Raw genomic sequence first — 26,034 nt, 5'->3', positions numbered from 1 at the left:
GGGCACAAGCGGCGAGGGATCCGAGGACAGGAGGCGGCGGCGTGGCCGGCGCGACCCGGTAGGGGGTCCGGCTAGGCTCCTGCCCGTGACGTGGCTGCGGGCCCTCCGGGAAGTCGTGCGATCCGGGCTCACGATCGAGGAGGCGCGACTGGAGCCCCTGCTCGCGCTGCGCACAGCTGTGGGGGTGTCGATCGTCATCGGGCCGGCGCTGTGGCTGGCCTCCCCGGCCTACGCCGCGTCCGCCGCCCTCGGCGCCTACTCTGCGGGCGCAGCCACTTTCCAGCGCACCTGGCGTCCCCGCAAGGTCATCGCGCTCGGCGCGGGCGTAGGTCTGGCACTCAGCACCTTCCTGGGCTATCTGGCCGCGGGACGACTCGCGACGTTCCTCCCACTGCTGGCCGTATGGGCCTTTGCCGCAGGGATGGCGTGGGCCGTCGGATCGACCGCCGGGATCGTCGCGGCGACGACGGTCGGCAGCATGCTGGTGACCGTCACCCTGCCCACGAGCGTCGGGCGGGCTCTGGAGCACGCCGGGATCATCGCGCTCGGGGGCGTGGCGCAGGCCCTGCTGATCCTGCTGTTCCCGATCCGCCGTTGGGGGGCGCACCGTGACGCGCTCGCCGACGCCCTGGCCGCCGTGGCGGACTACGCCCGCCGGCTGCGGCACGACCCGACCGCCCCGTTCGACCCGGAACCGTTGATGACGGCCCGGGACGCGGCCGCCGTGACGCCCTCGCAGGCCCGCACCCGTCCCCCCGTCCTGCACGGCCCCCGGGGGCTCGCCGAGCGCATTCGGCCGGTCGTCGCCGCACTCGCCGACCCGGACGTCGGCGCCCCGGCGGAGGGACCCGGGCGGGACCGCGCGCGGGAGTTGCTCGACGCGGCCGCCGAGGTCCTGGACGCGGCCGCCCGTTCGATCCGCCGCGGCACTCCCGCCGAGGTGTCGCCCGAAAGCACGGACGCCCTGCGCGTCGACGAGGAGCACGAGGTGCTGGAGGGCCCCGCGCGGCAGGCTGCCGCGCGGCTCGTGGAACTGCTCGGCGAGGCCTTGGAGGTCGCCCGGTGCGGCACGCGTGGGAGGACGCCCGCGCCGCCCGGCCCCGCGAACGCCCATTTCCTGGTGCGCCCGACCATGTTCCGGCTGGTCCCGGTCGTGGTCCGGGCGGTCCGCCCTGAGCTCCGCCGGGACTCTCCCGTGTTCCGGCACGCCGTCCGCCTGGCGGCGGTGGCCACGCTCGGCTACCTGATCGCCGCCCGGCTGCCGGTGGGCCACGGCTACTGGGTGCCCATCACCTCGGTGATGGTGATGCGACCGGACTTCCACCGGACGTACGCGCGGGCGGTGGCCCGTCTCGCCGGGACCCTGGCGGGGGTCGCGCTCGCCACCGGGACGGTGCGGGCCCTGGGTCCGGACGCCCAGGTGTTCGGCCTGCTGGCGGTGGTCTCGGCGGGCCTGTCGTTCATGCTGAACCGTACTGGCTACGCCTACTCCCATTGCTTCACTGCCGCATACGTCGTCTTCCTGCTCGGCATGGGCGGCCAGGCATGGGAGCAGACGGTCCCGGAGCGGGTGGTGCTCACCCTGCTCGGCGGGGCCCTGGCGATGTTGGCGTACGTGGTGTTCCCCGCATGGGAGACACCCCGGCTGCCGGGCCGGCTTGCGGACTGGCTCGCCGCCGAGGGCCGTTACGCGGCCGCGGTGCTCCGCAGCTACGCCGAACCGACCCGGGAACATCACGCCGACCTGCGCAGGGCACTGCTGGCGAGCAGGGAGGCACATGCCGCCTGGCAGGAGACGTACGACCGGGCGAGGCAGGAACCGGTCCGCCCCAGGGGCCTGACGTCACGCGAGGCGGAGGAGGCGCAGGAGGCGCTCAAGGGGTTCGACCGGGCGGCGATGCTCATGGAGAGCCATGTCCTGCGGGACGACAGCCGTCCCGTCCCCGAGGCGGAGCGGCTCGCCGAGGCCCTGGAGGCGGACACCGCGCAGGCGGCGGTCGACGTGCGCGAGCACAGGAATCCGGACTGGGCGCGCGTGGAGGAGGCGCTCCACGCATGGGAGGGCGCCGCCGCCGGGGACGGGAGCCCGGTGGTGCGGCGCGGGGCGGAAATGCAGAAGCAGGCCTTGGAGGACCTCGCGACGGCCGTGAGCCGTACACCCCTGGAACGGGACGTCGGCTCCGCTCGCGAGGAGCAACGGGTACGGGCGGCCGAGGCGGCGGAAGGTGACGGATCAGGACCCGCCCACCGGGGTGGGTGACGGCTCCGGCGACGGGGAGCGCCGCACCTCCTGGAGCGGGAAGTGGTCTCCCGGCCGCATCGAGCGACGCCACACGTACGCCGCTGTCGCCATCACGAGGATCAGACCTGCCAGGATGAGCAGTTCGATCCTCTCGACGTTCCACCGGAAGGACTTCTCCGCCTCGGCCGTCACGATGAGCACCTTGCCGATCCCGGCAACCCCACCTGGCCTCAGACGGCGGGGCACGACCCCTGGCCTTCATCGTCACTTCAGGTCAGGCCGGTGACGCGCCCGCCTTCGAGGGCGTGATGTCCCGCATTCGCGTGCCCCGCACCGGCCCCGGAAGACCACGAACCCGGCCCTTCGCGGTGCTGGCTGACCGGGCCTAACAGTGGCGCGGCCTGGCCACCCGAACCGACAAGCTCGCCATCGCCTACCAGGCCGCACTCCACATCGCCGGCATCCTCATCTGGACCCGACGCCGACCAAAGAGACAGAACCTAGGCGACCTTCACGCCGTTTTCGGCTGCCCAGTCGCCCCAGTCCATGCCGGGGGTGTTGCAGGTGACGTTGAAGGTGCCGTCGCCTTTGGAGATGGCTACGGGCAGGCAGGTCCAGCCTTGGCCGCCGGTGAGGGCGAGGTCCGTTTTGCCGTCGCCGTTGAAGTCGCTGGACGTCGCAGGGGCGCGGTACGTGGTGGTGTTGATCCACTGGGCCAGGTCGTCGGTGCGGGTGGAGATGGCGCCCGTACGCGACTTCGTGGCCTGGGTTCCCAGGCAGCCGCTCTGCCAGGAACGGGAGTTGACACCGGCGATCTGGCCCGCGGAGTTCAGCAGCGGGCCGCCGGTGTCGCCCTTGCAGAGTACGTCGGTGCCCTTGCCGGTGATGGCGAGGGTGGTGGCGGTGGTGGAGTTGACGGTGAAGGTGCCGCTGTGGAGCTTGTCCGGCACCCACTCCGTCTTCGTACGGCCGAACCCGGCCGCGGTCAGCTCGGCGTTCGCGGCCGGCGCGGCAGCGGCCAGTGTCGTCGGCTTGATGGTGGTGACGGCGGTGGCCAGCCGGACCAGGGCCGCGTCGCGGTCGTCGCGCGGGACGATCTCGGTGATCTCGACCGCCTTGCCGTCGCTGAGCGTCGCGGTGGTCTTCAGCGCAGGCTTGCCCGCCGGAACCGGAGTACCGGGCGTGCCGGCGAAACAGCCGGCGGCCGTCAGTACCCAGAAACGGTCGACCAACACACCCGTATACGCACGGGAGTCGTTCTCATTGCCGAGGCCGAGCTTCACGACGGACGGGAGCTGTCCGGCGGCGGCCTCGGGTCCGGCCACCGCCGAGGGCGGGAGTGGCCGGAACGGCGAGACCCACCGACATCACAGCGGTGGCGGCCAACAAGCCGGGGATCCGCGCGGCGCGCGGACGGGATGCAGACATGTTCTTCCTTCGACAGCAGAGCGCGGGCGTGCGGGAACGTCCACACGCATGCCGGAGCGTCGTTCGGCCCCCTCGGGCCGACGGGCTCAAGGGAACGGCGCGGTGCGGGTGGTGCGGCGTGAGTGCCGCCGGTCTACCTGGACGTGCGGATTTCCATGAGCGTGAAGTCGCGGCCCTGTTCGTCGGCGCTCTCGCCGACCGGCGTCCAGGCGTTCTTGTTCACGTCGAACGTCGTCTCCTCAGTACCCGTCGTCATGTCGACCCGTGCCGAGGGCCGCGCCGACAGCACGGAGCATTGTCTTGCGTGCCTTCGATCCTGTCCCGTTCGTCGGTTCGGCCGATGGCCGAAACCGCCGTCAACACGAATGTGAAGGGGGCGTTCCGAAGAGAGGGACCACCCGGAAGCGCGAGCGCGCCACCCTGGAAAGCCCCTTATTTTGAGCCGATCGCCAGATCGCGCATGTCTTCAACTCGACTTTCCGAAGCGAATTCCAGCCGATCGTCAATGGAGGCGCCTGGAGTGTTTCAGGCAGTCGAATTCCGCACCGAGAGCGCGAAAGGCGAGGTCGCCCTTGACGGCCGGACCGAGGGCGCCCCGCTTTCTCTCGGCGTGTCAGGTCGTTCAGATCTTCCAGACCTGGTCGACGTACTGTGAATCGCAGCCCACCTGAGTCAGGGGCGCGCCCCATTCCGGCGTGCGCCACGAGACGTACATGCACTTGTTGCTCACCGAGTTCCGGATGGAGTAGCCGCCGCCGGCGACCGGCTCCAGCTTCCACACCTGGTCGGCGAACTCCGGGTGGCAGTCGTACTGCGTCACGGGCGCGCCGTCCTCCGGGGTGCGCCACGAGACCACCAGGCAGCGGTTGTTGAAGTGGTTGCGGATCTGGTAGCCGCCCGGGACCGGCTCCAGCTTCCAGAGCTGGTCGGCGTACTGCGGGTCGCAGTCGACCTGCTGGGCCGGGGCGCCGTTGTCGGGGGTGCGCCAACCGACGTACGCGCAGCGGTTGCTCAGCGCGTTCTGGATCGAGGCGGTGGTGAAGCGGACGTCCCGCAGCCACTGGGCCAGGTCGTCGGTGCGGGTGGAGATGGCGCCCGTACGCGTCTCCGTGGCCGGGGTTCCCAGGCAGCCGCCCTGCCAGGAGCGGGAGTTGACACCGGTGATCTGGCCCGCGGAGTTGAGCAGCGGGCCGCCGGTGTCGCCCTTGCAGAGTACGTCGGTGCCCTTACCGGTGATGGCGAGGGTGGTGGCGGTGGCGGAGTTGACGGTGAAGGTGCCGGTGTGGAGCTTGTCCGGCACCCACTCCGTCTTCGTACGGCCGAACCCGGCCGCGGTCAGCTCGGCACCGGTCGCCGGGGCCGCGGTGGCGAGGAGGGCGGGCGCGATCCCGGTGACCGGGGTGGCGAGCCGTACGAGGGCGGCGTCCCGGTCGGTGCGCGGCGCGACCTCGGTGACCTCGACGGCCTTGCCGTCGCTGAGCGTCGCGGTCGTCTTGAGGGCCGGCTTGCCGGCCGGGACCGTGCTTCCCGGGGTGGCGGCGAGGCAGCTCGCGGCGGTCAGGACCCAGAAGCGGTCGACGAGTGTGCCCGTGCAGGCACGGGAGTTGGCCTCGTCGCCGATGTCGAGCCGGACGGCGTACGGGTGTGCGCCGGCGGCAGCCTCGGGGCCGGAGACCGCGACGGCAGGGGTCGCGGTCATCAGGGCCGTCGACAGCAGGGCGGAGGTGGCCAGCAGGCCGGAGATCCGTGCAGCGCGCGGACGGAGTGCGGACATGTGAGTGTTCCTTCGCAGGCAGGACGCGGGCGCGTGGGCATGGCCTCGCAACGCCGCGGCATCGGTCGGTCACTCGGCCGACGGGTTCAATGGGGCGGTGCCGATGGCCCGGTACGGGCGTCCGCACGAAGCCGCCGTCGGCCCGGTACGGGCGTCGCCGGTGCTACTTGCTGGTGCGGATCTCCATGAGCATGAAGTCGCGGCCCTGTTCGTCGGCGCTCTCGCCGACCGGCGTCCAGGCGTTCTTGTTGACGTCGAACGTCTTCTCCTCCGCGCCGACGGTCATGTCGACCTTGGCGGAGTAGGCGTTGCCCTTGACGGCGAAGACCGCGGGGATCTCCAGGGTCAGGTAGCCCTTGGTGCCGGTGACGCGGAAGCAGATCTTCTCGTTCGCACGGGACCAGACCTCCATCAGATCGGTCGCGCTGCCGCAGTCGGCGAGGAGGATGTGCCCGTCGCCGCGCTTGAGGGTGATGTGCTTCTCGGCGAGGATCTTGTCGGCGTTCGGGTAGCCGAAGTCCTCGATGGCGTAGCCCGGCCCCTCCTCGGCGACCGCCTTCATCGCGGAGCTGTCCGCGCGGGCCGGAGCGCCGGAGAGTCCGCTCCCGATCGCGACCCATGCGAGGGCGCCTGCGCCAAGTGCGGCGCCAACAGCACGGAGCATGGTCTTGCGTGCCTTCATCGCTGTCCCCGTCATCGGTTCCGGTTCAAAACCCGGAACGGCTGTCAACACGGATGTGAAGGCTGGATTCCGAATATCCGGCATGCTCGTGCACGGCATGCCGGACCCGGGAAGTCCCCCACTTCCGAGCGGCATCGTAGCGGACCGTTCCGCGCCGAACTCAACCTTCGGAAAAGAATCTTGATGGACCATTAGCGAGGGGTATTGGGCGCCCCGGAGGGGCGACGAGTGACTTGCGTCACTTCATTCGATGGGTCCCGTGGTCGCGGAATCCGGGATTCGCATGACGAAGGCCATCTTCAGACGGCCATGCGCGTGACGGAATGCCTGGTTCACTTGCGCGGACCCACCGACAATCCAGCCCGCGCAGGGTATGTGACGAGTAGTCAACCACTCGATTGCTGCATAAGGTCGCGGAGGGAATCCCTTGGAACCGGCCGGGCGCACCCTTGCCTCGGCGAAGAAAACTCGCGCCATCGGGCGCCGATAGCGAAGGGTCGTTTTGGACACCATCTATTGGAGCCGGCGCCGGGTTCTCGGCGCCGTTGCCGCCACCACGGTTGCCATCACCACATCGAGCCTCGTACTCAACCCCGTGGCCGCCCTGGCCGCCACCGTTCCCCCGCCGGACGGAGGTGACGGCGACCCGTTCCGTCTCCCCGACACCGACCGTGCCAAGGTCGTGAAGGCGTGGCTGCTGGGCGGCAAGGCCGTCCGCGCCGCTGCCGCCGCCGCGCTGACCGGCACCGACGCCGACGTCCAGAGCTTCCTGGCCACGAAGCTGGCTTCGGAGACCGCCGAGGACAACCGCGTCGCCATCATCAGCTCGCTCGCCGGCGGCGGCAAGGGCAGCCGGCGCGAGGTCACGGCCGCGATCAACGGCGGTGACTCCGCCATAGCCGCCTATCTCGGCGGTGGCTTCAAGGCCGCCATCATGGAAGACCTGCGGGTCGCCACGACCACGGTGATGGCCGTGGGCGGACGGGCGGTCAACCGTGTCGGCAGCACCGCCCTGACCGACGGTTCCCAGGCGGCGCTGGAGACGTTCCTCCTGGACGGCCAGTACACGGCGCGTCTGGAGGACATGCGGGTCGAAGCCTCCAAGCTCTCCTTCCAGTCGGGCCCGGAGGTGCAGAAGTACGCGACCCGGGCGCTCTCCGGTACCGCGAAGGACGTCGAGTGGTTCCTGGACATCGGCCAGCACATCGCGCGGGCCCGCGACCAGGAGGCCATGAAGATCCAGGAACTGGTCGCGGTCGTCCAGCGCGAGGGCAAGAAGGCCGACGCGATGACCAAGCAGGCCGAGGAGGCCTCGGCCCGTGCCGTCGAGGCCGCCGCCAAGGCCAAGGACGCGGCCGAGAAGGCTGCCGCCGAGGCCCAGGCCGCGCAGCAGGACGTGATCAAGTCCGGCAAGGCGGCCCGCAAGGCGAGCGAGGCCGCCACGGGCGCCGCCGACGCGGCCCGGGTCGCCACCGTCGCCTCCCACGCCGCCATCCAGGCCTCGCGCCGCGCCGCCTACGCCGCCACCGCCGCGAGCCAGGCCGCGGCCAACGCGGGCTCCGCCGCCGCCCAGGCCTACAACGCGGCCATCGCCGCGTCCAAGGACGCCTCCCAGGCGCAGGCCGCCAAGGACGCCGCCGTGGTCGCCCGCACCGCCGCGGCCCAGGCGCGCAACGCGGCCGCGGCCGCCGACAGCGCCGCGAACGCCTCCGCCCAGGCCGCGAGCGCCGGCGATGCCGCCGCGTCCGCCGCCCGCAACGCCGCGGCCGCCGCCAACGCCTCGGCCGCCGCCGCCAGTGCCGCCGGCGCCGCCCAGGCCGAGGCCGCCGAAGCCAAGCGCCAGGCCCAGATCGCCGGCACCAACGCCACGATCGCCACCAACGCCGCCGGCACGGCCCAGGCCCTGGCCAACGCGGCCGCAGCGGCGGCACGTACCGCCCGGGACGCGGCCAACAGTGCCGCCGCACACGCGGACAACGCCGCCGCGGCGGCCGAGTGGGCCGCCCAGTACGCCGGTCAGGCCGTGGAGTACGCGAAGAAGTCGACCGAGTTCGCCAACGAGGCCACCAAGGCCGCGAACACCGCCACCGATGCCGTCGCCCAGGCCGTCGCGGTGGAGAAGGCCGCACGCGAGGCCGAGTGGCAGCGCCTCGACCAGGACACCCAGCGGGCGGTCCAGGAGGTCCGGCTGCTCGCCCAGATCGAGCAGGGCGAGCGGGAGGCGTACGCCGAGAAGCGCACCCAGGCCGAGCAGGCCGCACAGGCCACGAAGGACCTCATCGCCCAGGCCGAGACGGCCCTCAAGGCGGGCGACACCGGTCTCGCGACCGGGCTGGGCCGCAAGGCCGCCGTCGCCGTGATGGGGACCTCACACGGCACCTGGACGCACGAGGCCGCGCGGTTCGCCCTGTCCGGCGCCGACTCCGACATCCACGTCTGGATCGACACCGACCGGCAGCTCGCCCAGCGGCAGGACGACCGGGAGACCAGTCTCTACCTCGCCCGGACCCTGCCGCCGGACATCGGCTATGCCGCGGCCCGGGCCCTGGAGAGCAGGGACCCGGACGCGGCGGCCAAGTTCCTGGACGGCGGGCTCGTCCAGGCGTCCGCGACGGAAGCCCGCGTGGCGGTGACGCGCGCCCTCGCCGCCAACCCGGGCAAGGCGGTCACGAAGGCGGCCAACACCGCGCTGAACGCCGGGACCGTGGAGGCCCTGTACGAGTTCCTCACCGTCACCGGCGAGGCGGCGCAGCGGGAGGACGACACGGTCGCCACCACCGCCCTGCTCTCCTCGGACAAGGCCGGCCCCTACACCAGGGCCCACGCCCAGGCGGCGATGGAGGGCCCGGCGTGGCTGCGCCGGAACTTCATCTCCTCGGTCCAGTACAAGACGGCGCAGCTCGACTACGACTCGGCCAGCCACATCGCCGCCATGCAGGGTGCGATCGCCGCGGCCGCGAAGATCGCGCAGAAGGCGCAGGAGGACGCCGCCCGCGCCCAGCAGGCGGCGGCCGTCGCCCGCAACGCGGCCGCCGAGGCCATCGAATGGGCGAACAAGGCCAAGGACTGGGCCACGCAGGCGGCGAACTCCGCGCAGCAGGCGAAGCTGAACGCCGACGCGGCCGACCAGTCGGCCAAGGACGCGCAGGCCTCCGCCGACAAGGCGAGTCAGGCGGCGGCCACCGCCCGCACCGCCGCGCGCTCGGCGAACCACTCCGCCAACCGCGCCTTCGACGCCGCACGCAGCGCATCGGCGTCCGCCAACGCCGCCCAGGCGTCCGCCGCTTCCGCCCACTCGTCGGCCACGCAGGCCGGCCAGGACGCGAGGACGGCGGCCGAGGCCGCGAGCCAGGCCCACGAGATCGCCGCGGAGAAGAGGCAGCAGGAGCTCGCCGCGGCGGCCAGGCAGGCGGCCGCTGACGCACAGGCCGCCAAGGACGCGGGCAAGTCCCCGGCCGACACCGCTGACAACGACACCGTCAAGGGCGCTGACGTTCCCTGGTACAAGGACGTGAAGTGGTGGGCCAACGCCACGAACTGGCTCAGCACCGGCCTGGGCTTCGCGAGCGCCCTCGCGGGCATCGGTGGGCTGATCTTCCCGCCCGCCGCCATCGTCCTTGAGCCCCTGGCCTTCGGCCTGGGCATCGCATCCGTCGCGGTCTCCGGGATCAGCACGATCCTCACCGGCATCGGCTACGGATGGAACAGCAGCGAGTTCTGGTCCTCCGCCGGCAGCACCGCGCTGGGACTCGTCACCTTCGGGCAGTCCCAGTGGATCGGGGCCCTGAGCAAGGTGGGCGGCAAGGCGGTGGCTCCCGTGGCCACGAAGATCACACAGTTCGGCCACGACCTGATCTCGCCGGTCACGTCGACGCTGTCGTCCATTTTCGGCTGACAGTACGGCCGGTGACGGCCTGGGAACCGGGACAGGGTCAGGGGGAAGCTACGCTGGCAGCCCCCTGGCCCGATCCGAAGGGACCCGACATCCTCGCGCGACTCCCCATCGGCTGGCTGGTGGCCATGGCCGTCTTCGCCACGTCCGTGCTCTGCCTCGGTGTACAGCGCTGTCTGAGAACGCTCCGGCCGACCGCCCTGGCGGCCGGTGTCTCCGTCGTGTTCCTGCTCGTGATGACGGCGTTGGGCGTCCTGGGGGCCGTGCCGTGGAGCGCGCGGCAGATGGTGGTCATGTACTCCTTCACATGGGTCGGGTTCACCATCGGTGCGATTCCTTCCGGAAGGCTGCTCCGGGAGCACCTCGAAGCCGAGCGCCGGCAGCCGGGAAGCGAAGCGCCCGCGGTTCCGGCGCGCTATGTGTTCTTCATGGTCACGACGGTCTCCCTCATGCTTCTCCTGGCCTACGCGCTCGCCGTGTAACCGGCCCCGGCTCCCGCGCCGCCTGCGGCGCGGTGGGTCGGCGTGCTTGTCGTGCCCGGTGTCGGAGCAGGCGTGGTGGGCGGGCTCGAATGCGGCGGCCAGGAGTAGTCGAACGGTGGCGGGCTCCATGGCGCGGGATCGGGCGGTGGCCTGAAGGGGCCGGCGCGGTTGGCCATGAGGATCAACGCCGTTCCGGCGAAGAGCAGGCTGATGACGATCAGCGTGAGCCCGAGGGGATTGCGGGGGTTGTAGTAGTAGCGGTTCGTGCCCCACTTGCTTCGCTTGAAGACCGGCTCGTCGTCATCGTTCACAGACCAGATCCTATGGAGAGCGCTTGAGTGTGCCCAGGTGACGAGCTCTTGTCCCGTCAACCATACGTCTCCTTGACGCAACACCGCTTGGTCCGCGCGTAGTTGCCGTGTTTGGATCAGGAGAGGTCGAGGGGGGAGGGGTTCACGGGACATGGAGCCCGGCCCCCGCTACGCCGACCCCACACGACCTCGCCAGATGACGCCGGCCGGAACGACCGATGGAGACCGTCCACCCATGTTCACGAAGATCGGCCTCGCCCGGTCCATCGCCCTCGCGGCCGTACTCACCGCCACGGTGGCCGGATGCGGCGACGGCGCCGGGAAGGCGCCGGACGCAGACGCGGTGTCGCTCGTCAAGGCTGCGAACACCCGGATGCTGAACGAGTCGTTCCATTCGTCGGGGAGTACCACGGCCTTCGCCGGTGCGAAGCAGGAGATGTGGTCGGACCCTGCTCAAGGCCTCCATGTGGAGGTCACGGGGGGTGTGTCGGGCGACATCTACTGCAAGGACGGAACCTCGTACACCAGCGCCGACCTGTTCGCCGGCGCCCTGCGGCAGCGCGGCCAGCAGGTCACCGTGCCGGCAGAGCTCAGGTCCTCCTACGTGACCACGAAGGCGGAGCAGGGCTGCGACATGTACTACAAGATCGCGGAGGCGGGGCACCGAACCCAGGGCAAGGACCGCGCCGTCGCCGGCAGGCAGGCGCAAGCGGTGGAGGTCACCGCAGGAAAGTCCGAAGACGTCTACCTCATCGACAAGGACCGGCAACGGCTGCTCCTGCTGGAATCGCAGCGCGACGGCCGCACCAGCACCACCACGTACGACGGCTTCGGAGAGAAGTTCACCATCACCCTGCCCGTCCCCGAGAAGATCCTGACCATGGACGCTTTCCGCTCCCAGGTCACGAAGTACTGAGCATGCCGCCCGGGCCGGGTTCGAGTCCGTCCTTGGCGACGGGCAGGGACAGGACCATGGTCAGACCCCCGCCAGGGGTGTCCTCGGGGGTGAGGGTGCCGTTCATCGCCTCCGTCAGTCCCCGGGCCAGGGCGAGGCCGAGGCCGAGTCCGGTGGTGTTGTCACGGTCGCCGAGGCGCTGGAAGGGCTCGAAGGCGCGCTCGCGGTCGTCGGCGGCGATGCCGGGGCCCCGGTCGGCGATCCTGACCTCGACCCGCCCGGCCAGGGCGCTCGCCGTCACCAGCACCGGACGGTCGCCGGGGGCGTGGCGGACCGCGTTGCCGACCAGGTTCGCCAGCACCCGTTCGAGCAGCGGGGGGTCGGCCTGCAGCGCCGGCACCGTTTCCAGGTTCTGCAGGTCGATGCGGGGCGTGTCCGCCGACGGCAGGTCCAGTGATTCCAGAGCGGGGGGCAGGACCTCCTCCGGGGTGGTGGCCCGCAGTTCGAGGCTGAGGGCGCCGGCCTGCAGGCGGCTGAGGTCGAGCAGGTTCTCCACCAGCCGGTTCAGCCGGTTCAGCGACATCTCGGCGGATTCGAGCAGCTCCGCCCGGTCCTCCTCGGAGAAGTCCACGTCCGGGGCGCGCAGCGAGCCGATCGCCGCCAGCGCCCCGGCCAGCGGGGTCCGCAGGTCGTGGCTGACGGCCCGCAGCAGGGCGGTGCGCAGACGGTCGGCGGCCTTGATGGGTTCGACCTCGGCGGCGGCTTCGACCAGGCGGGCCCGCTCGACCGCGGCGCCGACGTGGAACTCGCCCATGGGCGGCATGAACCAGTAGTTGAGGAGCAGGGCGGCGGTCAGTGCCGCGATCACGGCGGAGGCGACGCCTCCGATGCAGGCCACGCCCACGACGGCCACCAGGAACAGCAGTGCCTCGCTGGTCAGGTTCAGCGTGCCGCGCATCCGGTCCAGGGCGAGGGTGAGCAGTACCGGGAGGACGACACCGGCCACGGGTCCGGCGACGAGGCGGGAGGTGGGCAGCGTGCGGCGCCGGGAGGGCAGCAGACGGCCGTGGCCGGCCCGCTCGTGCGTGACCATGTGGACGTCGATGTCCTCGGAGAGAGCGACGACGGTCTCGCCGATTCCCCTGCCGGTGAGGAAACGTTCCAGCCTGCGGCGGCGGCTCGTACCGAGGACGAGCTGGGTGGCGTTCTCCGCCGTGGCGAAGTCCACCAGGGCGGTGGGGACTTCGTCGCCGACGACGGAGTGGTAGCTGCCGCCCAGGTCCTCGACGAGGGCCCGCTGCGCGGCGAGCGCCGCGTGCGAGACCCCGGCGGCGAGGGCGTCGCTGCGTGCGATGTGCACGGCGAGCAGTTCGCCACCCGCGGAGCGGCCGGCGATGCGGGCGGCGCGACGGATCAGGGTCTCCCCCTCGGGGCCGCCCGTGAGCGCCACCACCACCCGCTCCCGGGTCTCCCAGACCTCCCCGATGCCGTGCTCGACGCGGTACTTGTGGAGGGCCTCGTCCACCCGCCCGGCCAGCCACAGCAGGGCCAGCTCCCGCAGCGCGATGAGGTTGCCGGGGCGGAAGTAGTGGGCGAGGGAGGCGTCGATCCGTTCCGGGGGACAGATGTTGCCGTGGGCCATCCGGCGCCGAAGTCCCTCGGGGGGTATGTCGACCAGCTCGATCTCGTCGGCGCGGCGTACGAACTCGTCGGGCACCGTCTCGCGCTGCGGCACCCCGGTGATCTTCTCGACGACGTCGCTCAGCGACTCCAGGTGCTGGATGTTGAGCGTGGTGACGACGTCGATCCCGGCGGCGAGGATGTCCTCGACGTCCTGCCAGCGCTTCGGGTGCCGGCCGCCGCCCGGGACGTTGGTGTGGGCGAGCTCGTCGATCAGCACCACCTGCGGACGCCGGGACAGCAGCGCTTCCCGGTCCAACCCGGCATACCGGCCGCCACGGTAGTCGTGGCCGGCCAAGGGCAGTATCTCCAGGCCGTCGAGCCTCGCCTCGGTGTGCCGGCGCCGGTGGCACTCCGCGAGACCGGCCACCACGTCCGCTCCACGCGCCACCCGGCGGTGGGCCTCGTCGAGCATCCGGTACGTCTTCCCGACCCCGGGGGCCGCACCCAGGAAGACCTTGAGCCTTCCGGGCCGGACGACCGGCTGTACCGCCGCTGCCGTCAGGCCGTCCGCGTCCGTCGTCGTCATGCTCAGAACTTCTCGGGAAAGAAGAACGCCAGGATCAGATACCCGACCAGGCAGACCGCGATGACGATGCCGACGACATTCTCCGTACTCACCCGTACCCGACTCCTCCGGACGCCCTCAACCTCACCAGCGAACACCGGCGAGGTCGTGAACGAAACGTCCCTGATGCACTCCTGACGGCACCGGGGTGGACTTTGACGGTGTATTGACGGCCGTTACATCGACAGGGTGAAGGCGGTGTGCCGGGAAGCCCGGTCGGCGTCGCGTGACCGCACGGTCCGCGTCGACTCGGGTGGGGGCGGAACGCGCGGCGTCGGTACGGACTTGTTCCTCGTGGTGCCGGCCCGCGTCCAGGTCCTCGCGGCTCTACGACGAACGAACACCACACCAGCGACATCACCCGCCGGCGAGTCGGCCATCAGGCCAGGGCTGAGGCCACGCCCGATGCCGGCATCGGCGTTGGCCGGACATCGCGTGCCAGGGCGCGGCCCGTGGCGTGGTGGACGTATTCGCGGGTGAGCCGGAATCCGGCCGTCCAGGCCAGCAGCCGGCTGGGTCGGTTGTCGCGCGAGCAGCACCAGCTCGCGGTGCGTCCGCGTGCCTGGATATCGGCCGCCAAGCCGGCGACGCAGGCCAGTGCGAGACGTTCGCGGCGGTGGTCGGGCACGGTGACGACCGCGATGTCCTCGTAGGCGCTGCCGAGGAAGTAGGTGCAGGCGATGGAGAGGATCCGGCCCTTGGCGAAAGCGGCCCAGGCGTGGCCCGAGGTGGCCAGCCGGGAGGGGCCACCCCAACTGGCGTGGATCCAGGCGCTCTCGGAGCGCAGCTCGGCCAGTGCCGGAACGTCCTCGGGTGTCAGCCGCCGCACCGTCACGCCACGCGGCGTACGGGGGAGGCGTACCGATGCCTGAGCCTGGTGGACGTACAGCATCCGTTCCCGGGGGACCACGCGCTCGAACGCGGAGCCGAGGGCGGGCCAGCAGCGTGCGGGCGCCTCGACGTACCGGTCCGCGAACCGGGCCAGGGCGTCCGGGGTGAGCGCGCTGGGGTCGCCGCGCAGCAGCACGTGGTCCGCGCAGCTGACGGCGAGGACGCGGGGCCGGTCGGGACGATCGGCCCACCAGTAGCCGGTGCCTGTGGTCAGCACGTGCTCGGCGAGTGCCCCCAGGCCGGGAGAGCCGGTGGGAAACCACCGGCTCAGGGTGGGCAGTCGCTGCGGTGCGATTTCGATCATCAACTCTCCCTTGTGGTGCGCGGGCTGTGATGTAGGGGAGGGGGGCGTGCCTGACGGCGGGGGCAGGCGGCCGCGGATCGGGAGCGGTACGTCAGCGCACCGGAAGGTGAGCAGCGTGCGAGGCCGGGCGCACCGTATGTGGTGGCCGGTCGTCGTGGCGCAGACCGCTGTTCACATCACTCATCCAACTGCCTGGCCAGGCGTGCCTCAAGGAGGTCGGCCAGTCCTTGACACGGCTCTGATACCGGCGTGCCCCGGACGGGTGCGTTCACGTAGCAAGCCGTGCCCGACATCAGTGGTGCGTCGATGCCCCGGGTGCTGGTGGTGGATGACGAAAGAACATCAGGCACCCCCGTGGGGGTGACGGGCGAGGGATCCGGACGGGTCCAGGTGCAGGGGAGCCGGTGTCAGTATGCGCCGAAGGACCAGAAGACCCCGACCTCTTCGTCGGACACGGCGATGAGGCCCAGTTCGTCGAACAGGTCGAGGCCGTTGGTGTACTCGCCTGTGATGAACCCGTAGACCCTCGTCCCTTCGAGGCCGGCCTGGACGAAGTCCCGGGCGGGATCCGCGGCCGCGTCCTGGGCGTTCGTCCAGAACCGGGCGTCCGGGCCGTAGCGGTCCAGCAGGAACCGCGCGTCGGCCAGCAGGGCATCGCGCTCCGGCCGGTTCCGGACGGGCCGGCCTTCGTTCCACTCCTCCGCCATGACGGCGAGCGCGGTGACGGCCCCCGCCGGCTCCAGCTCGTGCAGGCGGTCCTGGAACTCGGCGGCGGGCGGCGGCTCGAAGGGGTACGCCGGCACGGCATAGCGGGCATGGTCGGCCCGGTCGCCGTCGATCCGGAGCCAGCCGCGCGGGTCCGGGACCTCACGGTGCATCAGGGCGAGCACGTCCTCGGCCCAGTCCTTGTGCCGGCGCGGACCGGTGGCGAGGAAGACGTACGGGTCCTCCAGCAGGCGCAGGGCCGCCGCGTTCCAGGGGCTGCGCCGCCGCCGCACCTCCATGAGGGTGCTGCCGACGCTGCGGGCGAACACGTCGGCCGGCGAGCGCGGAATGCCGGCCAGCTCTCCGTACCCCCACCGCAGGAGTTCCGTGGCCGCACCGTCCGCAGCGGCCCCGCCCAGCTCGCGCGGTGCTTCGGGGACGACGGCCCGGTTTCCCCGCTGGAGTTCGACGGCTGCCCGCCACAGGTCTTCGAGATGGGCGTCGAGGAGGTCCAGGGCGATGCGGTCGTCGTCTGCCGTGCTCACGGGTAAATCCTAGGCCCGGCTCCAGATCTTGTTCCTCAGCGGTGACCGGGCTGCCCGCACCGCGCGTCATACGTCCAGGTGAGCGCGAATGAGCGTGTCGAGTCGCCGGGAAGTGGGGCGGACCTGTCGGAGGGCCGCCCCACGGGTTGGGCTGGTGGCTAGCAGTTGGGTTTGCTGCCGTGGTTGGAGCCCTTCCTGCGGCGGGCCCTCTTCTTGCGTGCGCGCTTGGACATGTCCGTGTATCCCTTCAGGCGATGTGGCCGACGAGGAGGTCGGCGAGCTTGTTGAGGCGCTTGACGGTGCGGTCCTCGGTGGCGGCGGGGGCCGGGGCGACGCGCTCGGAGCGGTCGTAGTAGGCGCCGTTGACGATCTCGGTGGCCGGGTCGCAGAGCCGTACGACGTGCTGCGCGCCCTCGGCGGCCGGCGCGCCCTCGTGCCCGTACAGCGGGAGAAGACCGGTCTCGCACACACCGGGGTCGACGGAGACGGCGGTGACGCGCGGATCGGCGGCGAAGACGGTCAGCGCGAGCTGCGACTGGGCGTATGCGGCGAGGCGCGAGTAACGCCGCACGCGCTGCGGGTCGTTCCACTGGATGGCGCCCGTGCGGTGGAGGGCGGAGGAGACGTTGACGACGCGACCACCGGGGTCGCTGGTGAGGGCCGGCTCCAGCATGGTGGTGAGGAGGTAGTGCGCCAGGAAGTTGACCTGGAAGGAGATCTCGTTGCCGTCGGCGGTGAGTGTGTGGCGCTCGGGTGCGGCGATGGCCGCGTTGTTGACGAGTACGTCCAGGCGCGGGTGCTCCCGTACGACGGCGTGGGCGAGGTTCTCGACCTCCTCCAGGCGCACGAAGTCGGCGGCGAGCGGCCGGAGACGGGCGCCGTCCACCCCGGCGGTGGCCACGAGCCGGTCGGCGGCGGCGTGGGCTTCCTCGGGCGTACGGCCGTGGAGGAGGACGGTGGCGCCGCGCTCGGCGAGCCGGCGGGCGGTCTCGTAGCCGATGCCGGAGGTGGCGCCGGTGACGAGGACGGTACGGCCGGACAGGGATGAAGACATGTGGGATTCCTGGAAACGGGCATGGCCGAAGCGCCCGGCGCCCCAGCGCGAGGCTGTGCGTGGGCTCGGTCCGTGCGGTGGAGGTGAGGATGCGTACGCGGCTTCGGTCAGCGCCCTTCAGGGGGCTGACGGCAGGTACGGGGAGGACGCGCGGCCGACGTCAGAGGGCCGGGCGGACAGCGGGCGCCGTCGGCTGCACCCGATTCGGTGGCCGATCGTCATGGCGCGGACCGCTGTTCATGGCGCAATCCCAGCGCATCGGGGACGTGGAGGCAAGCGCTCGAAGGCTTCTTGACGGCCTTCTGATGACCTCTCGTCAGAGCCGCATCAAAGATCGACTTCCGTGCGGAAGGAACCCGTCAAGGAGTACTGCCGGGGCCGTCCGCCCGGAGCAGACTGGTGTTGCGACGGAGCCGGACGACGGACCGGCGGCACGCGGCCGACGGGCGGTGACCTGAACACCGCCCGAGGGCGCATGGTCCCACCGTGGGGGTACGGGGCGATGCGACCGTGTGTCGGTCACCCGTCGCACAACACATGAGCCGTCCGGCTCTCCGGTGGGGGGATACCGGGGCCGGACGGCTCGCGTGTTTCTGTCGTTGGCCCCTGCGCGGGGCAATGCCGGGCCCGCTGCACCGGTACGGAGACCATCGCGGGCCGTGAGGTGACCCGCGATCGTCGGTTTGAGCCGCCCTGCCGCTCGCCCCGTCGTCAGGTGACCGCGGACGTCGGGAGCTCCGGTGATACCGCAGGGGCGTCCCCTGCCATGGGGAGCGTGATGACCATGGTGAGGCCCCCGCCCGGGGTGTCCTCGGCGGTGAGGGTGCCGCCGATGGCCTCGGTGAAGCCGCGGGCCACAGCCAGGCCGAGGCCCACGCCGGCACCGCGCGGGGCGTCGCCGTGGCGCTGGAAGGGTTCGAAGATGCGGTTCTTGGCCTCGTCCGGGACGCCGGGCCCGCGGTCGACGACGCGCAGCTCGACGCGGCTGGCGAGGGCGCTGGCGGAGACGTGGACGGGTTGGCCGTCGGGACTGTACTTGACGGCGTTCTCGACGATGTTGGCGACGGCCCGCTCCAGCAGCCCCCGGTCGACGGCGACCATCGGCAGGGTCTCGGGGATGTCGAGCGCGACGCTGTCCTCGGGTACGCCGCCCAGGGCCATGGGGACGACCTCGTCGAGATCCGTTTCGCGGATCAGCGGGACGACGGTGCCGGTGTTGAGGCGGGACATGTCGAGGAGGTTGCCGATCAGGGCGGCGAGGCGGTCGGCTCCGTCCTCGATGCCTTCGAGGAGTTCGGCCTTGTCCTCCTCGGACCATTCGACGTCGTCGGAGCGCAGGGAGGTGACGGAGGCCTTGATCCCGGCGAGCGGGGTGCGCAGGTCGTGGCTGACGGCGGCGAGGAGCGCGGTGCGGATGCGATTGGCCTCGGCGAGTTCGCGGGACTTCTCCGCCTCGTCGACGAGGCGCTGGCGGTCGAGTACGACGGCTGCCTGGGCGGCGAAGGCGCCCAGGACGCGGCGGTCCTCGGCGGGCAGGACCCGGCCCGTGAGGGCGAGGGCCATGTTGTCGCCCATGGGGAGGTCGACATCCGCGTCCTCGGGTCGGCCGACGGGACCGGTGCCGACGGACGCCGCCGTCGTCCAGGGGTCCACCTCGCTGCTGCGTTCCAGGAGGACGACCGACTGCATGGCGAAGGTCTCGCGAAGCCGCTCTAGGAGCGCGTCGAGGGAGTTCTCACCGCGCAGGACGCTGCCGGCGAGGAAGGAGAGGATCTCGGATTCGGCGCGCAGGCGGGCGGCCTGGTGCGTGCGTCGGGCGGCCAGGTCCACTACCGAGGCCACCGACACCGCGACACCGACGAAGATCGCGATGGCGACGATGTTCTTCGGGTCGGAGATCGTGAACTCGTGCAGCGGCGGAGTGAAGTAGTAGTTCAGCAGCAGGGACCCGAACGCCGCCGAGGCGAGCGCGGGGAGCAGGCCGCCGAGCAGGGCCGCCGCCACCGTGAACGTGAGGAAGAGCAGCATGTCGTTCGCGAGACCGAGCTCGGGGACGAGCCGGCTCAACAGCACGGTGAGCAGGGCGGGGCCGGCGATGCCGGTGAGCCAGCCCCAGATGATGCGCGAGCGGCCGAGCCGTGCGCCGCGTGCGACGGGCAGGCTGCGGCGGCCCTTGGCGGCCTCGTCGTGGGTGACGATGTGGACGTCGAGGTCCGGGCCCGATTCGCGGGCTACGGTGGCGCTGACACCGGGGCGGAACACGGACTGCCAGGAGCGGCGGCGGCTGACGCCCAGCACGATCTGGGTGGCGTTGCACCCGCGGGCGAACTCCAGCAGCGCGTCGGGGATGTTGTCGCCTATGACGTGGTGGAAGGTGCCGCCGAGGTCCTCGACCAGGGTGCGCTGGACGGCCAGTTCCTTGGGGGAGGCGGAGGTGAGGCCGTCGCTGGCGGCGATGTAGACGGCCAGGACCTCGCCGCCCGCACCCTTCTCGGCGAGCCGGGCGGCACGGCGGATGAGCGTACGTCCCTCCGGTCCGCCGGTCAGACCTACGACGATCCGCTCGCGAGCCTGCCAGGTGGAGCGGATGTTGTGCTCGCCCCGGTACTCCTGGAGGTACTCGTCCACCCGGTCGGCGACCCACAGCAGCGCCAGCTCGCGCAGCGCGGTGAGGTTCCCGGGGCGGAAGTAGTTGGAGAGGGCGGCGTCGACCTTGTCGGGCTTGTAGACGTTGCCGTGCGCCATGCGTCGGCGCAGCGCCTGCGGGGACATGTCGACGAGCTCGATCTGGTCGGCGCGGCGCGCGACCTCGTCCGGGACCGTCTCCCGCTGGCGGACGCCGGTGATCGTCTCGACCACGTCACCCAGTGATTCGAGATGCTGGATGTTGACGGTCGAGACGACGTCGATGCCGGCCTGGAGCAGTTCCTCCACGTCCTGCCAGCGCTTGGCGTTGCGCGAGCCCGGCACGTTGGTGTGCGCGAGCTCGTCCACCAGAGCCACGGCGGGGCGGCGGGCGAGGACGGCGTCCACGTCCATTTCGGTGAACGTGGAGCCGCGGTACTCGATCTCGCGCCGCTGGATGAGTTCGAGCCCGTGCAGCATGACCTCGGTCCGCGGGCGGCTGTGGTGCTCGACGAAGCCCACGACGCAGTCGGTGCCCCGCTCGACGCGGCGGTGGGCCTCGGAGAGCATCGCGTACGTCTTGCCGACGCCCGGTGCCGCGCCGAGGTAGATGCGGAGCTTGCCGCGTCCCATGTTCAGGCTCTTCTTCTCTGGTGACGATCGGGTGGGCGGGTGGGCGGGTGGGTGGTCAGGGTTCGAAGCGGTAGCCCATGCCCGGTTCGGTGATCAGGTACCGGGGGTGCGAGGGGTCGGCTTCGAGCTTGCGCCGGAGCTGGGCCATGTAGACGCGCAGGTAGTTGGTGTTCTCGCCGTAGGTGGGGCCCCAGACTTCGAGCAGCAGCCTGCTCTGGGTGATCAGCCGGCCCGGGTGGGTGATGAGGATTTCCAGCAGGTGCCACTCGGTCGGGGTCAGCCGTACCGTGCGGTCGCCCCGGTGGACCTTCTTCGCGATCAGGTCGACGGTGAACTCGTCGGTCGTGACGACGGCGACCTTGTCGGCCTGGGAGGCGGTGGTCGGCTCCTGCCTGCGGGCGGCCGCCCGCAGGCGGGCCAGGAGCTCGTCCATGCTGAAGGGCTTCGTCACGTAGTCGTCCGCTCCGGCGTCCAGCGCCCGGATCTTGTCCTCCGAGGTGTGACGCGCCGAGAGGACCAGGATGGGGACCCGGCTCCAGCCGCGAACGCTCTTGATGACTTCGATGCCGTCCATGTCCGGGAGGCCGAGGTCCAGCACTATGACGTCCGGCTTGCGGGCGGCCGCGAGCCGCAGGGCCGAGCCGCCGTCGGAGGCCTCCTCGACGTCGAACTTGCGCGCCTGGAGGTTGATCTTGAGTGCGCGGACGAGCTGAGGGTCGTCCTCCACCACCAGCACCCGGGTCATCGGTGTGCAGCCTTCCCTTCGTTACGGGCACGGTAAGGGGCCGACGGGACGCCGGGGGCCCCTCCCAGCGTTAGCTGGGGGGAGTTCCGCGCCCCGCCGGCCCCCGGGCCGTGCGATGTGGAACATCAGCTCTCGGTCAGTGCCTTGAGGGCGGTGTTCAGTTCGAGCACGTTGACGCGGGGTTCGCCCATGAATCCGAGGGTGCGGCCGGTGGTGTGGTCGGCGACGAGCTTGTCGACCTGCTTGACGTCGAGCTTGTTCTGTTCGGCGACCCGGTGGATCTGCAGTGCGGCGTAGGCGGGGGAGATGTTGGGGTCGAGGCCGGAGCCGGAGGAGGTGACGGCGTCGGCCGGCACGTCCGAGGGCTTGACCTTGTACGTCGCCGTGGAGTTGTCCGCGACGACGGCTGCCTTGGCGTCCGTGACCAGTTTGACGAGGTCCGGGTTGTCGGCGGCCTTGTTGGTGGCGCCGGAGAGGATCAGCGAGTACTGGGTGTTGACGCTGTTGGAGCCGAGGCCGTTGGAGGGGCGCGGCTGGAACCACTTGGGGTCCGGCTTCGCCGCTTCCGTGGCGTCGTCGGGGTTCTGCTTGGGGAGGTCGTACCTCTGCCCGATGAGGGAGGAGCCGACGACCTGGCCGGTCTTGTCCTTGATTTCGGAGCCGTTGGCCTTGTCGTTGAACAGGGCCTGGGCGATCCCGGTGACGGCGAGCGGGTAGAGCACGCCGCAGACGACCGTCAGGACGAGCAGGGCCCTGAGGCCCGCACCGAGCAGACGTGCTGTGTTTCCTACGGAGTTGTTCATGGCTCAGCCGATTCCGGGGATGAGGGAGATGAGCATGTCGATGATCTTGATTCCGACGAACGGGGCGACGAGGCCGCCGAGTCCGTAGATGCCGAGGTTGCGGCGGAGCATCTTGTCGGCGCTGGTCGGCTTGTACTGCACGCCCTTGAGGGCGAGCGGGACGAGGGCGATGATGATCAGCGCGTTGAAGATGACGGCGGAGAGGATCGCGGATTCGGGCGAGGACAGGCCCATGATGTTGAGCTTGTCGAGGCCCGGGTAGACCACGGCGAACATGGCGGGGATGATCGCGAAGTACTTGGCGACGTCGTTGGCGATGGAGAACGTGGTCAGGGCACCGCGCGTGATCAGGAGCTGTTTGCCGATCTCGACGATCTCGATGAGTTTGGTGGGGTTGGAGTCCAGGTCCACCATGTTCCCGGCTTCCTTGGCGGCCGAGGTGCCGGTGTTCATCGCGACGCCGACGTCGGCCTGGGCGAGGGCCGGGGCGTCGTTGGTGCCGTCGCCGGTCATCGCGACCAGCTTTCCGCCCGCCTGTTCCCGTTTGATGAGGGCCATCTTGTCCTCGGGGGTGGCCTCGGCGAGGAAGTCGTCGACACCGGCTTCTTCGGCGATGGCCTTGGCGGTCAGCGGGTTGTCGCCGGTGATCATGACGGTCTTGATGCCCATGCGGCGCAGCTCGTCGAACCGCTCGCGCATGCCCTCCTTGACGACGTCCTTGAGGTGGATGACACCCAGGACCCGCGGGCCCTGCTCGTCCTCGACGGCGACGAGCAGCGGGGTGCCGCCGGCCTGCGAGATCGTGTCGGTGAGCACCTGGGCGTCGTCCGCGACGGAGCCACCGCGCTCGTTCACCCAGGCGATGACCGATCCGGTCGCACCCTTGCGGACCTTGCGGCCGTCGACGTCCACGCCCGACATACGGGTCTGGGCGGTGAAGACGATCCACTCGGCGTTCGACAGCTCGCCCTGGTGCCGCTCGCGCAGCCCGTACTTCTCCTTGGCCAGGACGACGATGGAGCGGCCCTCGGGGGTTTCGTCGGCGAGGGAGGACAGCTGGGCGGCGTCGGCCAGTTCGGCTTCGGTGGTGCCCTTGACGGGGACGAACTCGGAGGCCTGGCGGTTGCCGAGGGTGATGGTGCCGGTCTTGTCGAGCAGCAGCGTGGAGACGTCACCGGCGGCTTCCACGGCACGTCCGCTCATCGCGAGGACGTTGCGCTGGACGAGCCGGTCCATGCCCGCGATGCCGATCGCGGAGAGCAGCGCGCCGATGGTGGTCGGGATCAGGCAGACCAGGAGCGCAGCGAGGATGATCATGGACTGCTCGGCGCCCGCGTAGATCGCGAAGGGCTGGAGGGTGACGACGGCGAGCAGGAAGACGATCGTCAACGAGGCGAGCAGGATGTTGAGCGCGATCTCGTTGGGCGTCTTCTGCCGGGCGGCGCCCTCGACCAGGGCGATCATGCGGTCGATGAAGGTCTCGCCGGGCTTGGTGGTGATCTTGATGACGATCCGGTCGGAGAGGACCTTGGTGCCGCCGGTGACCGCGCTGCGGTCGCCGCCCGACTCCCGGATCACCGGCGCGGACTCGCCCGTGATGGCGGATTCGTCGACGGAGGCGACGCCTTCGACGACGTCACCGTCGCCGGGGATGATGTCACCGGCCTCGCAGACGACGAGGTCGCCGATGCGCAGGTCGGTGCCCGGCACCTGCTCTTCGCTCTTGCCGTCCTGGGCCAGGCGGCGGGCGACGGAATCGGTCTTGGCCTTGCGCAGGGTGTCGGCCTGGGCCTTGCCGCGGCCCTCGGCGACGGCTTCCGCCAGGTTGGCGAAGATGGTCGTCAGCCACAGCCAGGCGGTGATCGCCCAGCCGAACCAGTCCGTCGGGTCCTTCAGGGCCAGCACGGTGGTGACGACCGAGCCGATCAGGACCACGAACATGACCGGCGACTTGATCATGACGCGGGGGTCGAGCTTGCGCACGGCGTCCGGGAAGGACCTCAGCAGCTGCTTCGGATCGAACAGCCCTCCGCCCACGCGTCCGGCTTCCGGCTTGTGGCCGGTGGGTGCGTCCTGGTGCGGAGCCCTGGTGGGTGTGGCGGTGCTCATGATGCGAGCCCTTCGGCGAGCGGACCCAGTGCCAGGGCCGGGAAGTAGGTCAGACCGGTGATGATGACGATCGTGCCGACGAGGAGGCCGGCGTAGAGGGGCTTGTCGGTGCGCAGGGTTCCCGCCGTCTCGGGAACGGGCTTCTGCTCGGCGAGCGAGCCGGCCAGCGCGAGGACGAACACCATGGGCAGGAACCGGCCGAGCAGCATGGCGATGCCGATCGTCGAGTTGAACCACTGGGTGTCGGCGTTCAGGCCCGCGAAGGCGGAGCCGTTGTTGTTCGCGCCCGAGGTGTAGGCGTAGAGGACTTCGGAGAATCCGTGGGCGCCGGGGTTGAGCATGGAGTGGGGCGGGGTGGGCAGGGCCATAGCCGCGGCGGTGAAGCACAGCACCAGGGCGGGGGTGATGAGGATGTAGCAGGCGGCGAGTTTGATCTCGCGGGTGCCGATCTTCTTGCCGAGGTATTCGGGGGTGCGGCCGACCATCAGGCCGGCGATGAACACGGCGATGATCGCCATGATCAGCATGCCGTAGAGACCGGAACCGACACCGCCGGGCGCGATCTCGCCGAGCTGCATGCCCAGGAGCTGGATGCCTCCGCCGAGACCGGTGAAGGAGGAGTGGAAGGAGTTGACCGCACCCGTCGAGGTCAGCGTGGTCGCGACGGAGAAGATCGCGGAGCCGCCGATGCCGAAGCGGGTCTCCTTGCCCTCCATGGCGCCGCCGGTGATGTCGAAGGCCGGGCCGTGGTGGGCGAATTCGGTCCACATCATCAGTGCGGTGAAGCCGAGCCAGATGACGGCCATGGTGGCGAGGATCGCGTAGCCCTGGCGCAGGCTTCCGACCATGCGGCCGAAGGTGCGGGTCATCGCGAACGGGATGATCAGGATCAGGAAGATCTCGAAGAGGTTCGAGAACGGGGTGGGGTTCTCGAAGGGGTGGGCGGAGTTGGCGTTGAAGTAGCCGCCGCCGTTCGTGCCGAGCTCCTTGATGACCTCCTGCGAGGCCACGGCCCCGCCGTTCCACTGCTGGGTGCCGCCGAGGAACTGGCCGACCTCGTGGATGCCGGCGAAGTTCTGGATGGCACCGCAGGCGACCAGCACGATCGCGCCGATCACCGAGATCGGCAGCAGGATCCGGACGGTACCGCGGACCAGGTCGGCCCAGAAGTTGCCGAGTTCGCCGGTACGGGAGCGCGCGAAGCCGCGTACCAGGGCCACCGCAACGGCCATGCCGACCGCCGCGGAGACGAAGTTCTGCACGGCCAGGCCGCCGGTCTGCACGACGTGGCCCATGGCCTGCTCACCGGCGTACGACTGCCAGTTGGTGTTCGCCACGAAGGAGGCGGCGGTGTTGAAGGCCTGGTCCGGGTCGATGGAGGCGAAGCCGAGCGAGCCGGGCAGGACGCCCTGCAGCCGCTGGAGCAGGTAGAGGAAGAGGACGCTCATGGCGGAGAAGGCGAGGACGCCGCGCAGGTAGGCGGGCCAGCGCATCTCGGCCGACGGGTTGGCGCCGATGGCTTTGTAGATCCACTTCTCCGGGCGGTAGTGCTTCTCGGAGGAGTAGACCTTGGCCATGTAGTCGCCCAGGGGGCGGTAGGCCAGCGCGAGTGCGGCGGTCAGTGCGAGGAGCTGGAGCACACCAGCGGTTACGGGACTCATGGCAG

20 protein-coding genes and 1 pseudogene are annotated in these 26,034 nt (G+C 70.8%); 5 read left to right on the top strand and 16 right to left on the bottom strand.

What is annotated here, in order from left to right:
- Nucleotides 1–85: 85 nt before the first annotated feature.
- Entirely contained in the window at nt 86–2,260 is a 2,175-nt protein-coding gene (locus SLAV_RS05595) for an FUSC family protein (RefSeq protein ID WP_030229850.1), read from the top strand.
- Here SLAV_RS05595 and SLAV_RS05590 read toward each other — a convergent pair.
- Entirely contained in the window at nt 2,234–2,443 is a 210-nt protein-coding gene (locus SLAV_RS05590) for a hypothetical protein (protein WP_208754731.1), read from the bottom strand. The two genes, SLAV_RS05595 and SLAV_RS05590, sit on opposite strands and share 27 nt — an antisense overlap.
- An 8-nt stretch (nt 2,444–2,451) precedes the next feature.
- Between SLAV_RS05590 and SLAV_RS41755 the strand changes: the two are divergent.
- A pseudogene (locus tag SLAV_RS41755) lies at nt 2,452–2,757 on the top strand (hypothetical protein); the annotation flags it as partial.
- Here the strand turns inward: SLAV_RS41755 and SLAV_RS05580 are convergent.
- From SLAV_RS05580 to SLAV_RS05570, 4 genes are all read right to left on the bottom strand, one after another.
- Nucleotides 2,743–3,567, bottom strand: a complete 825-nt coding sequence (locus tag SLAV_RS05580; RefSeq protein WP_051840879.1) for a S1 family peptidase — start codon at nt 3,565–3,567, stop codon at nt 2,743–2,745. The pseudogene SLAV_RS41755 and the gene SLAV_RS05580 overlap by 15 nt on opposite strands.
- A gap of 236 nt (nt 3,568–3,803) precedes the next feature.
- Nucleotides 3,804–3,926, bottom strand: a complete 123-nt coding sequence (locus SLAV_RS43060) for a hypothetical protein (protein ID WP_256462245.1) — start codon at nt 3,924–3,926, stop codon at nt 3,804–3,806.
- Between the two features lie 366 nt (nt 3,927–4,292).
- The gene (locus SLAV_RS05575) at nt 4,293–5,444 is read right to left on the bottom strand and encodes an RICIN domain-containing protein (RefSeq protein WP_051840876.1); all 1,152 of its coding nucleotides are present in this window, start codon (nt 5,442–5,444) and stop codon (nt 4,293–4,295) included.
- A gap of 163 nt (nt 5,445–5,607) precedes the next feature.
- Nucleotides 5,608–6,126 carry a hypothetical protein gene (locus SLAV_RS05570; protein WP_199922159.1) on the bottom strand — a complete coding sequence of 173 codons (519 nt, stop codon included), beginning with the start codon at nt 6,124–6,126 and terminating at the stop codon, nt 5,608–5,610.
- 502 nt (nt 6,127–6,628) lie between these two features.
- Here SLAV_RS05570 and SLAV_RS05565 point away from each other — a divergent pair.
- Both SLAV_RS05565 and SLAV_RS05560 read left to right on the top strand, forming a co-directional pair.
- Complete coding sequence (locus tag SLAV_RS05565) at nt 6,629–10,021, top strand: ALF repeat-containing protein (RefSeq protein WP_030229846.1); 3,393 nt, start codon at nt 6,629–6,631, stop codon at nt 10,019–10,021.
- Between the two features lie 11 nt (nt 10,022–10,032).
- Nucleotides 10,033–10,500, top strand: a complete 468-nt coding sequence (locus tag SLAV_RS05560; protein WP_100660793.1) for a hypothetical protein — start codon at nt 10,033–10,035, stop codon at nt 10,498–10,500.
- Here the strand turns inward: SLAV_RS05560 and SLAV_RS05555 are convergent.
- Nucleotides 10,482–10,811 (bottom strand): hypothetical protein, encoded by a 330-nt coding sequence (locus SLAV_RS05555; RefSeq protein ID WP_234333578.1) that lies wholly within the window; start codon nt 10,809–10,811, stop codon nt 10,482–10,484. The genes SLAV_RS05560 and SLAV_RS05555 overlap by 19 nt on opposite strands.
- A gap of 235 nt (nt 10,812–11,046) precedes the next feature.
- On the opposite strand from SLAV_RS05555, the gene SLAV_RS05550 reads away from it, so the two are divergent.
- The gene (locus SLAV_RS05550; RefSeq protein WP_030229844.1) at nt 11,047–11,727 is read left to right on the top strand and encodes a hypothetical protein; all 681 of its coding nucleotides are present in this window, start codon (nt 11,047–11,049) and stop codon (nt 11,725–11,727) included.
- Here SLAV_RS05550 and SLAV_RS05545 read toward each other — a convergent pair.
- The 10 genes from SLAV_RS05545 to kdpA all read right to left on the bottom strand — a co-directional run bounded on the left by SLAV_RS05545 (nt 11,714) and on the right by kdpA (nt 26,029).
- The gene (locus tag SLAV_RS05545) at nt 11,714–13,915 is read right to left on the bottom strand and encodes a sensor histidine kinase (RefSeq protein WP_051840870.1); all 2,202 of its coding nucleotides are present in this window, start codon (nt 13,913–13,915) and stop codon (nt 11,714–11,716) included. The two genes, SLAV_RS05550 and SLAV_RS05545, sit on opposite strands and share 14 nt — an antisense overlap.
- A 2-nt stretch (nt 13,916–13,917) precedes the next feature.
- On the bottom strand, nt 13,918–14,007 hold the full coding sequence (kdpF, locus tag SLAV_RS05540; RefSeq protein WP_100660792.1) for a K(+)-transporting ATPase subunit F: 90 nt from the start codon (nt 14,005–14,007) through the stop codon (nt 13,918–13,920).
- A gap of 326 nt (nt 14,008–14,333) precedes the next feature.
- Nucleotides 14,334–15,149: a GNAT family N-acetyltransferase gene (locus SLAV_RS05530; protein ID WP_051840868.1), complete on the bottom strand. Its 816-nt coding sequence runs from the start codon at nt 15,147–15,149 to the stop codon at nt 14,334–14,336.
- Between the two features lie 407 nt (nt 15,150–15,556).
- Nucleotides 15,557–16,399 carry a hypothetical protein gene (locus tag SLAV_RS05525; protein WP_030229840.1) on the bottom strand — a complete coding sequence of 281 codons (843 nt, stop codon included), beginning with the start codon at nt 16,397–16,399 and terminating at the stop codon, nt 15,557–15,559.
- Between the two features lie 247 nt (nt 16,400–16,646).
- Nucleotides 16,647–17,453, bottom strand: a complete 807-nt coding sequence (locus SLAV_RS05520) for an SDR family NAD(P)-dependent oxidoreductase (RefSeq protein WP_030229839.1) — start codon at nt 17,451–17,453, stop codon at nt 16,647–16,649.
- Between the two features lie 711 nt (nt 17,454–18,164).
- Entirely contained in the window at nt 18,165–20,711 is a 2,547-nt protein-coding gene (locus tag SLAV_RS05515) for a DUF4118 domain-containing protein (RefSeq protein WP_030229838.1), read from the bottom strand.
- A 55-nt stretch (nt 20,712–20,766) separates the two neighbouring features.
- Entirely contained in the window at nt 20,767–21,456 is a 690-nt protein-coding gene (locus tag SLAV_RS05510; protein WP_030229837.1) for a response regulator, read from the bottom strand.
- A 125-nt stretch (nt 21,457–21,581) separates the two neighbouring features.
- Nucleotides 21,582–22,259: a potassium-transporting ATPase subunit C gene (locus SLAV_RS05505; protein ID WP_030229836.1), complete on the bottom strand. Its 678-nt coding sequence runs from the start codon at nt 22,257–22,259 to the stop codon at nt 21,582–21,584.
- Between the two features lie 3 nt (nt 22,260–22,262).
- Complete coding sequence (kdpB, locus tag SLAV_RS05500) at nt 22,263–24,368, bottom strand: potassium-transporting ATPase subunit KdpB (protein WP_030229835.1); 2,106 nt, start codon at nt 24,366–24,368, stop codon at nt 22,263–22,265.
- Entirely contained in the window at nt 24,365–26,029 is a 1,665-nt protein-coding gene (gene kdpA / locus SLAV_RS05495; RefSeq protein ID WP_030229834.1) for a potassium-transporting ATPase subunit KdpA, read from the bottom strand. Before kdpA ends, kdpB begins: the two co-directional genes overlap by 4 nt.
- Between the last annotated feature and the right edge of the window lie 5 nt (nt 26,030–26,034).

The sequence above is a fragment of the Streptomyces lavendulae subsp. lavendulae genome (assembly GCF_002803845.1).
In the GTDB taxonomy this organism is placed as follows: Bacteria; Actinomycetota; Actinomycetes; order Streptomycetales; family Streptomycetaceae; genus Streptomyces; species Streptomyces lavendulae.
The sequence above is the reverse complement of the archived record's forward strand: the minus strand, read 5'-3'. Positions and strand labels throughout refer to the sequence as shown.

Bases quoted from the DNA above. Each gene is read 5' to 3' on its own strand.
- SLAV_RS43060 (WP_256462245.1), bottom strand. From the start codon at position 3,926: ATGACGACGGGTACTGAGGAGACGACGTTCGACGTGAACAAGAACGCC.
- SLAV_RS05575 (WP_051840876.1), bottom strand. From the start codon at position 5,444: ATGTCCGCACTCCGTCCGCGCGCTGCACGGATCTCCGGCCTGCTGGCC.
- SLAV_RS05570 (WP_199922159.1), bottom strand. From the start codon at position 6,126: ATGAAGGCACGCAAGACCATGCTCCGTGCTGTTGGCGCCGCACTTGGC.
- SLAV_RS05550 (WP_030229844.1), top strand. From the start codon at position 11,047: ATGTTCACGAAGATCGGCCTCGCCCGGTCCATCGCCCTCGCGGCCGTA.
- SLAV_RS05545 (WP_051840870.1), bottom strand. From the start codon at position 13,915: ATGACGACGACGGACGCGGACGGCCTGACGGCAGCGGCGGTACAGCCG.
- SLAV_RS05530 (WP_051840868.1), bottom strand. From the start codon at position 15,149: ATGATCGAAATCGCACCGCAGCGACTGCCCACCCTGAGCCGGTGGTTT.
- SLAV_RS05520 (WP_030229839.1), bottom strand. From the start codon at position 17,453: ATGTCTTCATCCCTGTCCGGCCGTACCGTCCTCGTCACCGGCGCCACC.
- SLAV_RS05515 (WP_030229838.1), bottom strand. From the start codon at position 20,711: ATGGGACGCGGCAAGCTCCGCATCTACCTCGGCGCGGCACCGGGCGTC.
- SLAV_RS05510 (WP_030229837.1), bottom strand. From the start codon at position 21,456: ATGACCCGGGTGCTGGTGGTGGAGGACGACCCTCAGCTCGTCCGCGCA.
- SLAV_RS05505 (WP_030229836.1), bottom strand. From the start codon at position 22,259: ATGAACAACTCCGTAGGAAACACAGCACGTCTGCTCGGTGCGGGCCTC.
- kdpB (WP_030229835.1), bottom strand. From the start codon at position 24,368: ATGAGCACCGCCACACCCACCAGGGCTCCGCACCAGGACGCACCCACC.
- kdpA (WP_030229834.1), bottom strand. From the start codon at position 26,029: ATGAGTCCCGTAACCGCTGGTGTGCTCCAGCTCCTCGCACTGACCGCC.